This window comes from Galbibacter sp. L-19, assembly GCF_056857615.1.
Window position 1 is genome coordinate 88,270 of sequence record NZ_JBSXNL010000065.1, and the last position, 13,594, is coordinate 101,863.

The 13,594-nt window shown below is 32.8% G+C and carries 11 protein-coding genes; 6 read left to right on the top strand and 5 right to left on the bottom strand.

The genetic code is table 11. From position 1 onward, the window contains the following. Nucleotide 1: 1 nt before the first annotated feature. From purE to AC13CQ_RS13030, 4 genes are all read left to right on the top strand, one after another. Nucleotides 2-487: a 5-(carboxyamino)imidazole ribonucleotide mutase gene (purE, locus tag AC13CQ_RS13015; protein ID WP_008613642.1), complete on the top strand. Its 486-nt coding sequence runs from the start codon at nucleotides 2-4 to the stop codon at nucleotides 485-487. A gap of 639 nt (nucleotides 488-1,126) precedes the next feature. Then, nucleotides 1,127-3,166 (top strand): M3 family metallopeptidase, encoded by a 2,040-nt coding sequence (locus AC13CQ_RS13020; RefSeq protein ID WP_456867768.1) that lies wholly within the window; start codon nucleotides 1,127-1,129, stop codon nucleotides 3,164-3,166. 165 nt (nucleotides 3,167-3,331) lie between these two features. Beyond that, a complete protein-coding gene (locus tag AC13CQ_RS13025) occupies nucleotides 3,332-4,279 on the top strand; it encodes a GSCFA domain-containing protein (protein WP_456867770.1) in 948 nt (315 codons plus the stop codon). 1 nt (nucleotide 4,280) lies between these two features. Then, on the top strand, nucleotides 4,281-4,916 hold the full coding sequence (locus AC13CQ_RS13030; RefSeq protein ID WP_456867772.1) for a DUF4230 domain-containing protein: 636 nt from the start codon (nucleotides 4,281-4,283) through the stop codon (nucleotides 4,914-4,916). Here AC13CQ_RS13030 and AC13CQ_RS13035 read toward each other — a convergent pair. Then, on the bottom strand, nucleotides 4,913-6,592 hold the full coding sequence (locus tag AC13CQ_RS13035; RefSeq protein ID WP_474507069.1) for an XAC2610-related protein: 1,680 nt from the start codon (nucleotides 6,590-6,592) through the stop codon (nucleotides 4,913-4,915). The two genes, AC13CQ_RS13030 and AC13CQ_RS13035, sit on opposite strands and share 4 nt — an antisense overlap. 52 nt (nucleotides 6,593-6,644) lie before the next feature. Further along, a complete protein-coding gene (locus AC13CQ_RS13040; protein WP_008613661.1) occupies nucleotides 6,645-8,399 on the bottom strand; it encodes an aromatic amino acid hydroxylase in 1,755 nt (584 codons plus the stop codon). Between the two features lie 178 nt (nucleotides 8,400-8,577). Between AC13CQ_RS13040 and AC13CQ_RS13045 the strand changes: the two genes are divergently transcribed. After that, a complete protein-coding gene (locus tag AC13CQ_RS13045) occupies nucleotides 8,578-10,122 on the top strand; it encodes a sulfatase family protein (protein ID WP_474507691.1) in 1,545 nt (514 codons plus the stop codon). An 85-nt stretch (nucleotides 10,123-10,207) separates the two neighbouring features. On the opposite strand, the gene AC13CQ_RS13050 is transcribed toward AC13CQ_RS13045, so the two are convergent. From AC13CQ_RS13050 to AC13CQ_RS13060, 3 genes are all read right to left on the bottom strand, one after another. Next, nucleotides 10,208-10,771 (bottom strand): DUF4136 domain-containing protein, encoded by a 564-nt coding sequence (locus AC13CQ_RS13050; protein ID WP_008613663.1) that lies wholly within the window; start codon nucleotides 10,769-10,771, stop codon nucleotides 10,208-10,210. A gap of 162 nt (nucleotides 10,772-10,933) precedes the next feature. Then, entirely contained in the window at nucleotides 10,934-12,925 is a 1,992-nt protein-coding gene (locus AC13CQ_RS13055) for a urocanate hydratase (RefSeq protein ID WP_335588293.1), read from the bottom strand. A gap of 36 nt (nucleotides 12,926-12,961) precedes the next feature. Continuing rightward, nucleotides 12,962-13,114, bottom strand: coding sequence for a C1orf53 family protein (locus AC13CQ_RS13060; protein WP_335588292.1), 153 nt, complete (start codon nucleotides 13,112-13,114; stop codon nucleotides 12,962-12,964). A gap of 146 nt (nucleotides 13,115-13,260) precedes the next feature. Between AC13CQ_RS13060 and AC13CQ_RS13065 the strand changes: the two genes are divergently transcribed. After that, nucleotides 13,261-13,587, top strand: coding sequence for a hypothetical protein (locus AC13CQ_RS13065; RefSeq protein ID WP_335588291.1), 327 nt, complete (start codon nucleotides 13,261-13,263; stop codon nucleotides 13,585-13,587). Nucleotides 13,588-13,594: the final 7 nt, after the last annotated feature.

A 13,594-nucleotide genomic window follows, 5' to 3' on the forward strand; every position in this document is an offset into this window, starting at 1 on the left:
AATGGCAAAAGTAGCAGTTATCATGGGGAGCACGAGTGACCTCCCAGTAATGCAAGACGCAATAGATGTTTTAAAAGAATTAGGAATTGAAGTAACGGTAGATATAGTTTCTGCACACCGCACGCCAGAAAAAATGTACGACTTCGGTAAGAATGCTCATAAAAATGGGATTTCTGTAATTATTGCTGGTGCTGGTGGTGCTGCGCATTTACCAGGAATGGTAGCTTCGCTATCTCCGCTTCCTGTAATTGGGGTTCCTGTAAAAAGTAGTAACTCTATCGACGGATGGGATTCTGTGCTTTCTATACTTCAAATGCCTGGAGGCGTTCCTGTTGCCACTGTAGCGCTTAATGGAGCTAAAAATGCTGGTATTCTAGCCGCTCAAATTATAGGCTCTGCAGACCTTTCTGTTCAAAACAACATAGTAGCCTACAAAGAATCTTTAAAAGAGAAAGTTATAAAAGGTGCAGAAGAAATAAAAAAATAGGCTCTGAGGGTAAGCCTATTTTTTTTTAAAAATCCAATACATTACTGTTTAGGGGATTTACACAGCGTATTAAAAGTAGGTTTGGTGTGTATCTTATATTATTATTTTAACTTTAAATTCCTCTTCAACAACCTCACCTACGAAGCTGTATTTCTTATGGTTTTTTTATTTGAAAAAAGTTTCACTAAAATCGATTATGTCTTAATTAATACGTTGTAATGATGAAAATGGATAAAAAGAGGATTTTAGTAATACTTTTTTTTTAAACTGCTAATTTTATAATATTTAGTCTTTTTTCTTATAGCGAAGTGGTCTTGTATTTTTACTCGGATATTCAGATTTATAACTTAGTTCCCTTGAAGAGAGAGTCCTACAAAACAACTTTAATTACTTTTAAAGTATTCAAAATTTTATATTTTGTTGTTTTAAAAAATGTTAATCATTCTTTAAGCGACCTCTCTATTTTAGAGAAAGTTTATTACTTTGTAAATAAAAGAACCTCGGTGCAAGCACATGGGGGTATTCAAACAGAACAAATTTAACCCATTTCGAGGTAGAGTACATTGGTTAACTCTGGACGGACTTTGGGAAAATAAAAATCCTCTATGAGGAATTCAATTATCTTATAAAAATTAGAACATGGCAAATTTGCTTAATCATACATTTACAACGCCTTATCAAACGGCTCCTTTTTCAGCAATAAAAAACGAAGATTTTCTTCCTGCAATTCAAGAAGAGATTAAAAAAACAAAATCCGAAATTGATGAGATTACATCAAATTCGGAAACTCCTACTTTTGAAAATACTATTGAAGCTCTTGAATTTTCGGGAGCTCAATTAGATAGAGTTACTTCCATCTTTTTTAACTTGAACAGCGCCGAAACCAATGAGGAAATTCAGAAATTAGCACAAGAAATCTCTCCTCTTTTATCGGAATTTGGAAATGACATCCGTTTAAACGAACAACTTTTTAAAAGAGTAAAAGCGGTTTGGGAAGCTCGTAAAGAACTTACGCTTTCTAAAGAACAGCAAATGCTTTTGGAAAAAACGTATAAAGGTTTTTCTAGAAATGGAGCAAATCTCCCTGAAGAAAAGAAATCCATTTTAAGAGATATCGATAAGAAATTATCCCAACTAAGTCTAAAATTTGGCGAAAATGTACTAGCAGAAACCAATGCTTTTGAACTTCATATTACTAATGAAGAAGAATTAAAAGGACTTCCAGAAAGTACGTTGGAAGCAGCTGCCGACGAAGCTAAATCTCGCAATAAAGATGGATGGGTTTTTACACTCAATTACCCTAGCTATATTCCTTTAATGACGTATGCTGAAAACAGAGAACTCCGCAAAAAAATGTCGTTAGCATTTGGAAGCAAAGCATTTCAAGGGAACGAGTATGACAACCGAGAAAATGTAAAACAAATTGTTCGATTAAGACAGCAAAGAGCAGCATTATTAGGTTATAAAACCCATGCGCATTTTATTTTGGAAGAACGCATGGCAAAATCTCCAGAAAAAGTAACTACTTTTTTAGAAGAGCTTTTAGAAAAAGCAAAGCCTGCGGCGCAACGAGAATTTAAACAATTAGAAAACTTTGCCAAAGAAGAAAACGGACTTGAAAAGCTCGAAAAATGGGACGGGGCTTTTTATACAGAAAAGCTAAAACAAAAGCTTTTTAATTTAGATGATGAAAAACTCAAGCCTTATTTTAAATTAGAAAATGTTATTGATGGTGTTTTTACGGTTGCTGAAAAATTATATGGTCTTCAATTTGAAGAAACTAAGGAAGTAGACACCTATCATAAAGACGTAAAAACGTACAAAGTTTTAGACGAAAACGGCGAATTAACCGCTATTTTTTATGCGGATTTCCACCCACGTCCTGGAAAAAGAAATGGCGCTTGGATGACCGTTTATAAATCGCAATGGAAGAAAAATAACGACAACTCTCGTCCTCATATTTCTATTGTTTGCAATTTTACTAAACCTACCACTTCTAAACCTTCATTACTTACTTTTAACGAAGTAACTACATTATTTCATGAATTTGGACACGCCTTACATGGAATGCTAGCAAATACCACCTATCCTAGCCTAAGTGGAACTAGTGTTTATTGGGATTTTGTAGAACTTCCTAGCCAAGTTTTAGAAAACTGGTGTTATGAAAAAGAGGCTTTAGAAATTTTTGCAAGACATTACCAAACTAATGAGGTTATTCCAATGGAATTTGTTACAAAAATAAAGGAATCGGCTACTTTTATGGAAGGAATGCAAACGCTACGCCAATTAAGTTTTGGAATGCTAGACATGAGTTGGCACGGTATTGACCCAAGTACTATTGAAGATGTAAAGGCGCATGAAAGTAAGGTTTTTGAAGCAACGAGTTTATATCCAGAAACTCCAGAAACATGTATGAGTACAGCTTTTTCACACATCTTTCAAGGTGGTTATTCTGCAGGGTATTACAGCTACAAATGGGCAGAAGTTTTAGATGCCGATGCTTTTGAGTTTTTTAAAGAAAAAGGTATTTTTAGCAAAGAAGTAGCTCAGAAATTTAAAGAAAATGTACTTTCTCAAGGAGGGACAGAAAACCCAATGGAGTTGTACAAACGTTTTAGAGGAAAAGAGCCACAACCAGAAGCTTTATTACGTAGAGCAGGATTGATTGAGAAAAAATAAAGCCCCTCATTGAGGGATTTTATTATGAGCATAGCCTGTGTTTAGCTTAGCTAAAAATCACTTCCACATGAGTGGATCAATAAAGCAAAGGTGTTAAAAGGTTCTGATTTCTCACATAACTATATAAGATATTAAAAATCAATTATTTATCATAGAATAATTCGCATGAAACTACAAACACAAATTCCATTAAAACCACTAGAAAACTCAATAGATTATAATGCTAAAGTGTTTTTAATGGGATCTTGTTTTGTAGAGAATATTGGAAAAAAATTTTCGTATTATAAATTTCAATCGCTTGTCAATTCATTTGGAATTATTTTTCATCCAAAAGCGATTGAAAATTTAATTTCCAGAATAATTCAGCAAAAAAAGTTCACCAAAGAAGATGTTTTCTTTTTAAATGAACGCTGGCACTGTTTTGAAGTTCATTCAGTATTGAGTAATCCATCCGAAGAAATATTTTTAAACAAGCTCAATGAAATTCTAGAAGAGTCATTTTCTTTTTTAAAAACAGCCTCTCATATAGTTTTTACTTTGGGTACTGCTTGGGGTTATGAGAATAAAGAAAGTGCTAATTTAGTTGCTAACTGCCATAAGGTACCGCAAAAAAACTTTAATAAAGTACTTTTTAATGCAATTGAGATTGAAGCATCTCTTAAAGTAATTACCCGTTTAATAAAAGAAATCAACCCTAAAGCTGCTATACTATTTACGGTTTCTCCAGTGAGACACCTTAAAGACGGTTTTATAGAAAATCAACGTAGTAAAGCGCATTTAATAACTGCAGTTCACCAAATTATAGAAAAGGATACTTCCATTTCTTACTTTCCTTCTTACGAAATTATGATGGATGAATTACGAGATTATCGTTTTTATGCAGAAGACATGATACATCCTAACAAAACGGCCATAAATTACATTTGGGAAAAGTTTAAAGAAACAGCCGTTGCTTCTTCTTGTACAAATACGATGAAGGAGGTTGAAAAAATTCAAAGCGGATTATCACATCGTCCTTTCAATACGGAAAGTGATGAATTTAAAAAATTTCAAGAAAAACTTCAGCAGAAAATTGTGTATCTTTCAGAAAAACATCCACATATAACATTCTAACATGCGAAAAGTTCTTTTCGGAATCATCATCACTTTACTTATTTTATGGACGTATCAATTGTACAAACGCTATGATGAACGTTCTAAATACCTAAAAGAAAATACCGCTTTAATTCAGCAAGAAATAAAAAATGTTAGCAAATTAATTGTTACTGAAGGACACTTTTCACAAGTATATAATTACAAACAATCAGAAAAAATATTTGCTAATTTATTAACTACCGAAAAAAAGGCATTGGTAGTAGTAAATGCAGAAGTAACTGTTGCTTACGACCTCAGTAAAATAAATTTTGATGTAGATGAAGAACATCAAACTCTTTATATTACCGACATCCCAGCTCCTGAAATTAAAATTTTCCCCGACTTAAAATACTACGATATTTCTGGAGATTATTTGAATCCGTTTAACGCAAACGATTTTAATAAAATAAAAGATGAAGTCCATATTGCCATTGGAAAAAGAATTGATAATTCTAACCTAAAAGAAAATGCTGAAAACAGATTAATTAGCGAATTATCTCGCTTCTATGTTCTCACAAATTCTTTAGGATGGAAATTGGTTTACAATAAACAAACAATTACAGAACCTCAACAAATTAACTCCCTCGAGATAAATTCACAAAGAATTGAAAATTAATTTTTGATTCTTTCCTTCACCCAATTCAAAAATTCGTTTTTAAAATCTTTTACATCCCAAGATTTTCCTTTAGCCATATCATTACTCTTTTCTACAACCGAATTATTTTCGGTTTTCTGATAATGAATACTAATTTTTCCGTCAGAAGAGGTACTCCAGTAGGTTTCTTTGTATAAAATCATGCCGTTATCTCCAATTTTAACAATTCGGGCACTATAATTACCTCCTCCAGTTTTAGAAGTATAAATAGCCGACTTATTATCTTTATCAATTAAAATATACGGTGCCATTGAAGGACCTGTAAAAGCTTCATTTTTGACAAAAGTATTCGACTCAGGATTGTACAAATAAACAGCATACGTAGCATTTCTATTTAAATCAAACCCTTCTGGAAAACTCAAATCTGTATACCCATCAAAGTTTATATCGAAATCGGAAACCTTATAATCTTGCTCAGATAAATCGCCAATATTAATTGGCTTTTTAATAGGCGAAAGAGGAGCTTCAAAAACAAAAGTAGTATCTTCAACCTTTATCAATTCCTTCTTTGACACAGAAACTTCAATAGTAGTTGGATTGGCATTTGTTTTTCGCGTATACCGGACCGAATATCGCCATTTAGTATCCATTTTATTAATAGAAAAAGGCTTACTATAAACAAAAAATGTAGTATCTATTAAAGACCTATAATACTGAGGATAGGTGTTTTCAAGGTTAAAAGAATCTATTGCTTTTAGCGTAAATTTAAAGTCCTTATTATAATGATATTGCTTAATTATTGAATCTATGTTATATGCCACTACATGCTTAGAATTTTTGTCTTGTTTTTCTGAAACTTCAAAAGTTTTAAAAACCGAATCATTGACAAATGCACTAGAATATTTGGTAGTTTTATCTATAGATTCACTTTTTCCACTAAGCGTAATATTAGTTAATACACTTACAGTATCTTGAATAATTAATTTTTCGAGCACACTAGTACTGTCCACAAAATAATAGGTGTTTAAAGCAGTAGCATCTTGTATATCTAACAACCCATTTGAACGATAAATTCTAGCGCCGCTAGCCAAGGTATCTAAAATAGAATCTCCTTTAATTAACCTATCTTTTCTAATGGTAAAAAACTTATTCTTATTCTCTACAGTATATTTAAATTCTTTTTTTGGTAACAAATCGTAGTAAAAATTTGCGGTGCGTGTTGCTTTTCTTATAGAAATTGGGGTGTCTCCAAAATCAATATCGTAGGCACTAAAATTAGCATTTGTTACACTGTGTGTGTATATTTTATAACGATTCTTAGAAGATTTATCTATTCTAAAAACATTTCCATCAATTCGAGAAGTAATTGTTTTATTATCCTTAATAATAGCAGTTTGTTTAAACTCTTGTAATTTTCCTAAATGTTTTACTTTTCCGTAGAGATTCATCACTATAAAAGCAGAATCTTTTGGTCTTTTTATTTTTGCCAGATAGTAAATAGAGTCTTCTGTTGAGAGTTGGTTATTCTTAGCTCTCAACATATCTTTAACCCGCTGCTCATCTGTAATTACTCGTTCTTTCTTTTGAAGAAGTCTTAGAGAATCGGCTTCTGTAGCCAGTCTAGTTTTATGAGTGTCATCATTTTTACATGCTACATTAGCCAAAATGAAACCGATAATAAATAAGTATTTTTTCAAACTGAATAAGTAATTGAATTTGGATAAAAATATAAAATCTTTTTAAAGCGACCTATTTCACCAATGCATCGTTTACTAATGAAATCCCATCGTCTATTAAATGCCCTACTGTAGGTCGGTTTCTTTTTACCGACTCGAGATGATTCAGAATTTCCTCAGAAAAATCATCATCTCCATTATTTTTTGCAAGTTCATAAAGCTCAACAGACAACAACCAGTCCTCTGGATAAAATTCTTGTAATTGCTCAAAAACCTTATGTCTTGAAATCGTTTTATTTTCCCCTTCCCTATATTCGCGCACTTGTAAATATAACGTTTCAAGCATCTTGGTATTATTATTTTTTTGCTTTTTTGTTTCTTCAGAATGGCTATGTGTTATTAAATCAAAACTATTTACATCTGCGGGGCCATTATAAGCGGAGATTGCTTCTTTCCCAACAGCAAGATTATAAATACCTTGTGAAGGTTCAAATAAAACTTCGCCTTTATGTTTTACAGTACAATTATCAAAACTAATAAGTATAATTTTACCCATTAAATTCCGAGTTCCAGTAATAATAGTTCCAGAAACAGTTACACCGCCTTCAAACTCCAAATCCACTTGATGTCCTTCATAAATATTATACGCCTTTAAATCTCTAGGGCTCATATCTTCAATAGCTAGGTTTATCCCCTTAAGTTTTCCTAACGGACTCCCAAATCCTTGTTGATACTTTTCTATTCCGTGCCCAACCAATTCTTTGTCTCTGTAAGAAAGCGCTGTCTCTTTTTCTGTTTGAAAATAAATAGGCTTCCCTTCAAACTCGATTACATTTGAAAAAGTTCCTGAAATCTGAATTCCAGTACTTAATTCCACCGTTCCTAAAGCGTTAGAATTTATTAGTTTTAGCATCCCTTTCAAGCCTCCTTTTCGGAGCGCCATTGTATTAGCAAATTCTTCCAAAATCAAACTTAGATATGCAAAATCTGGAGTAATATAAAGCTGCGGTTGTGGTTTTGTAATATCAAAATCTTGGTATGCCGCCTGCATATTATATGGTACTTTTTTTACAGCATCCGTCATACACCACTTACTTTCTCCAATAGAAGACAATAAACCAGCACCATAAATTTTTGGATTATCAAATGTTCCAATTAAACCATACTCAACCGTCCACCAATGTAAATTTCTGATTAAAGACATTTCACTAGGCTCTCCCATATTCTGCTGCAAATCTTCCACTCGCTTTTCAGCTTTTTCAATTTCGGAAGCAGTAGTTCCATCGGCTTCTTTTATAATAGAAAGATGGCGTATAGCCTCATACATTTCATAATCTTTTGCACTAGAAATTGCTTTACATCCAATCTCTCCAAAACGTCTTAAATACTCTGCATACTCTGGATTTGCAATAATAGGTGCATGTCCTGCCCCTTCATGAATAATATCTGGTGCAGGGGTGTATTCTATATTTTCAAGCTGTCTAATATCCGAAGCTATTACTAACACATTATAAGCTTGGAACTCCATAAAAGCATTTGGAGGGATAAAACCATCTACTGCAACGGCTGCCCATCCTATGTCTTTCAATATTCTATTCATTCCATACATACTTGGAATTCGATCGATAGAAATCCCTGTTTTTTGCAAACCTTCTGTATATGATTTATGCGCAACCTTACTTAAATAATTCACATTCTTACGCATCACATAACGCCACACCGCTTGATTTATAGAAGTGTAATCGTTATAGTTCTGAGGCTTTATAAATTGCTTTAAATGTTTTGGTAAACGATCTAATAATGGATTGCTTTTATAACCGGTTTGCATATGCTTTGTTTTAGATTTTTAAAAATACAAAACCTTACGAAAACGTTGTCTTAAAATGAACACAAAGATATTTTTCAACTTATATAATGCTATTAGACTTAAAATTAGTTTGTTAAAAAAAATTCTCAACCTAATCTAAAAATTATTACATTTATCAAACTTTACCAAAATTTATAAAATGAAAGCTAATAAAAGAACAAAACTTATTTTTAACACTGTATTTATTTACGTTTTTATTTCTATATTTCTTATAAGTTGTAAAAAAGAAACTTCAGTAGAAAAAATAGAAAGTACTAAAAGTCCTAATGTTGTAATTATTTATATGGACGATTTAGGATATGGAGACGTTAGTTTTAATGGCGCTTCAACTATACACACTCCAAACATGGATAAACTTGCTAATAATGGAGTTATATTTACCAATGGATATGCTGCTGCTTCAACATGTACCCCAAGTAGGTATTCTTTATTAACAGGAGTATATCCTTGGCGAGAAAAAGATGCTAAAATATTACCAGGAACAGCGCCATTACTTATAAAACCAAATCAAGTTACACTTCCTAAAATACTTAAAAGTAAAGGATATCATACAGGAATTGTAGGGAAATGGCATCTAGGATTAGGCACAGGAATTATAGATTGGAATGAAACAATAAAACCCAGCCCTAATGAAGTTGGCTTTGATTATTCTTATATAATGGCAGCAACTCAAGATAGAGTTCCTACTGTTTATATAAAAAACGGAGATGTAGTTGGACTAGAGAAAGAAGACCCGATTGAAGTTAGTTATGAACAAAACTTTGATGGGGAACCAACAGGAAAAGAAAATCCGGAATTGACAAAAATGAAATGGCACCATGGACATAATAATAGTATTGTAAATGGAATTCCTAGAATCGGTTTTATGAAAGGTGGTGAAAAAGCCAAATGGATTGATGAAGATATGGCTGATAATTTTTTAAATGAAGCTAAAAATTACGTAAAAGAACATAAAGAAAAACCCTTTTTTCTATACTACGCACTGCAACAACCTCATGTTCCAAGAACTCCAAATAAACGCTTTGTAGAAAAATCTGGAATGGGACCAAGAGGAGATGTTATCCTTGAAGCGGATTGGTGTGTGGGAGAATTTGTAAAAACCCTTGAAGAACAAGGAATATTAGAAAACACTCTTATTATTTTTTCTAGTGATAATGGCCCTGTTATAAATGATGGTTATTATGATGAAGCAGAAGAAAAAATTGGAAATCATAACGTAACAGCAGGATTAAGAGGAGGAAAATATAGCCTTTATGAAGCTGGAACTAGAGTCCCATTTTTTACATATTGGAAAGGAACAATAAAACCTGGAGTTTCTGACGCAATAGTAAGTCAGATTGATATTTTTTCTTCGATTGCTAAGTTGATTGGAAGCAGTGAAAAAACCAATGATAGTGTAGACTTATTAGCTGAATTTTTAGGAAACTCAGAAGTAGGAAGAGAAGACATCATACTTCAAGGGTCTTATGGAACTTTTATAAGAGAAAATGAATGGGTAATGATTCCAAAAAATGACACAGCGCCCTCTTTTATAGAAACCGTAAAAATTGAAACTGGAATTTCTAAAGAAGATCAATTATATAACTTAAAAGAAGATTTCGGTCAGCAAGAAAACGTAGCTAGCAAATATCCAGAAAAATTAAAGGAATTAAAGGAGAAGTATGAATTGATCCGATATAATTAATCTAAAAAAATAATCACCAAAAAAAACTGAGTCAGTCTCAAAATTGTGAGGCTAACTCAGTTTAAAATATTTTATAAGTACTATTTTATTGTCCGTTTTGAACTACAGCTACTTGTGTAGAAACTGGAGGGAACTGTTCTAAAATTTCTTTAACAAATTCGGTTATACGTTCCTCTTTTTTAGCTAGATTTCCATTGGTAACCAAATAACCAGTTCCTTTACCTTGCCAAACTAATTCTTTTTTACCAGCATCAATTAAGTCAATATAAAGTGAGCCTTCGGTTTCCGTAGACACAGAATTGTAACCGCCACCCCAATATGGGTAACCGTAATAACCCCAACCCCAACCAACGTTATTATAAACACTAACACGATCCACTTCTTTAGTAAAAATACTTACTAAAATATCTGGATTCTCAGACAATCTATAGCCTCTATTCTGTAGTTCGTATTGTATTGAGCGTAAGATTCTTTTCTTATCAAGATCAGAAATTTCTGCTTTATCAATACCAGGTTTATAAAACGCAAAAGTTTTATACTTACTAAAATCTACGTGTCGGTCGTAATCTGTTGCAACACTTACACTAGAGCAAGCGCTCATAAGGAGTGTAACAAGCAACATTCCAGAAAGGAGTTTTATTGTTCTCATGGTTTATTTTTTTATTGTTTTTAATTGCCACATAAAACATCCAAATAATTAGCCTCCTAAGCGACTTAAATTAAATATGAATGTTTCATTTTATTTCACTTTAAAGTTCTTCGTTTATTTAAAAATTTCATCTAAAACTAGATAAAAAAGGTATTCTAATTACTATAGCAAATCTTCATCTACAAAATTTGGAAGTGTTACTTTTAAATTAGGCTCAGCATTCATTGCTCGTTTTATTGCAAAAACAGCTTCTTCATTTCTTGCCCAGCTTCTTCTAGCTATTCCATTATTTACATCCCAAAATAACATAGATTGTAAACGTTTATCTGCTTCTATAGTACCATCAAGAATCATACCAAAACCTCCATTTATAACTTCTCCCCATCCAACGCCACCACCGTTATGAATACTCACCCAGCTGGCACCTCTAAAACTATCACCAATTACATTATGAATAGCCATGTCTGCTGTAAAACTAGAACCATCATATATATTAGAGGTTTCTCTGTATGGAGAATCCGTTCCACTAACATCGTGATGATCTCTCCCTAAAATTACAAAACCTATTTCATTATTTGCTATTGCCTTGTTAAAAGCTTTGGCAATTTCTATTCTTCCTTCTGCATCTGCATATAAAATACGTGCTTGAGAACCAACTACAAGCTTATTTTCTTGAGCAGATTTAATCCATTTTATATTATCCTCTAATTGTTTCTGAATTTCCTTTGGAGCTGTTGCTTTTATACGCTCCAGTACTTGACAAGCTATAGCATCTGTCTTTTTTAAATCTTGAGGATCTCCACTAGCACACACCCATCTAAAAGGACCAAAACCATAATCAAAACACATAGGCCCCATAATATCTTGCACATAACTTGGGTATTTAAAATCGATATTATTTTTTGCCATCACCGCTGCACCTGCACGTGAAGCCTCTAATAAAAAAGCATTCCCATAATCAAAAAAATACGTTCCTTTTTCTGCATGTCTGTTTATAGCTGCTGCATGTCGGCATAAACTTTCTTGAACTTTAGCTTTAAAGGTTTCGGCATCATTTGCCATTAAGGATTGCGATTCTTCAAGAGATAATCCCACAGGATAATACCCTCCAGCCCATGGATTGTGTAAAGAAGTTTGATCGGAACCTAAATCAATATAAATATTTTCTTTATCAAATTTCTCCCAAACATCTACTACATTTCCTTGATAAGCTATGGAAACAGTTTGTTTTTGGACCTGTGCTTCCTTTACTCTTTTTGTTAATTCATCTAAATCAGAAATCACTTCATCTACCCATCCTTGAGAATGCCTTGTCTCTGTTGCCTTCGGATTTACCTCTGCACAAACAGTTATACATCCTGCAATATTTCCTGCTTTTGGCTGAGCTCCACTCATTCCTCCCAAGCCAGAAGTTACAAAAACACCTCCCTTAGGGTCTTTCTTAATTTTTCTAAATCCGTTTAAAACCGTAATTGTTGTTCCATGAACAATTCCTTGCGGACCAATATACATATAACTTCCAGCAGTCATTTGTCCATATTGAGTAACTCCAAGCGCGTTAAATTTCTCCCAATCGTCTTGTGCTGAATAGTTTGGAATCATCATCCCGTTTGTTACCACCACTCTTGGCGCATTTTTATGTGACGGAAATAACCCCATTGGGTGCCCACTATACATTACCAAGGTTTGCTCATCATTCATTTCGGCCAAATACTTCATCGTTAATCGGTATTGTGCCCAATTTTGAAAAACAGCTCCATTCCCTCCATAAGTAATCAACTCATGCGGATGCTGCGCCACTTTTGGATCAAGATTATTCATAATCATCAACATAATTGCAGCAGCATGTTTTGACTTTGCTGGATATTGATCAATAGGCCGTGCATACATTTTATAATCTGGACGAAGTCGATACATGTAAATACGACCGTAAGTTTCTAACTCTTCTTTAAATTCTGGAAGTAATTCTGCATGAAACTTCTTATCAAAATATCGTAATGCATTTTTAAGTGCTAATTTCTTTTCTTCTGAAGTTAAAATATTCTTTCGCTTTGGAGCATGATTCACATTTTTATCATATTCCTTTTTAACAGGAAGCACCTCTGGAATCCCAACTAAAATTTCGTTTTCAAAAGTATTTTGGGTATCAATCATCAATCTATTTTTTATAAAATTGAAATTTTCAATTCGTTATCTTCTATTCTTTTTAAAACCATACGGACAATGCCTACATCCATTCTCACAACAATATCCTCTCTTTAAATGATATTGTTCTGTAAAAACCCGATAGCCCTCAGGCGACAAATAATAATCGCCTTCTTCAGGCTTTAAAATTTTTTTCATCTATTGTACTATTCTCAAAAAAAGTTATAAAAATTATGCTTTTCTTAAATTAAGATTAAAAATAACCGTTATAAATTTTTATAACAGCAAATCCTATTATCTTTACAAAGATAACAGAAAACTACAGCTCTACTAAAAGCTGCTTTATGATTCTAATTTTTAAATACATTTTTCCTAAAAGATATGTTGGCCTTACACTTTGGCCTGTAATTATCTTAAAAGAAAATAGACTAAAAGAAGACGATGTGCTTATTAACCATGAGCGAATTCACCTAAAGCAACAATTAGAATTATTTATTCTCCCTTTTTACATTTGGTATCTAATAGAATGGCTTATTGGCGTAATGCGATTTAGAAATTTTAATGAAGCTTACAGAAATATAAGTTTTGAAAAAGAAGCCTATCAAAATGAGCGAAACTTAAATTACATAAAAGAGCGACCATTTTGGGGCTTTTTAAGCTACCTATTTTAAACGTTCC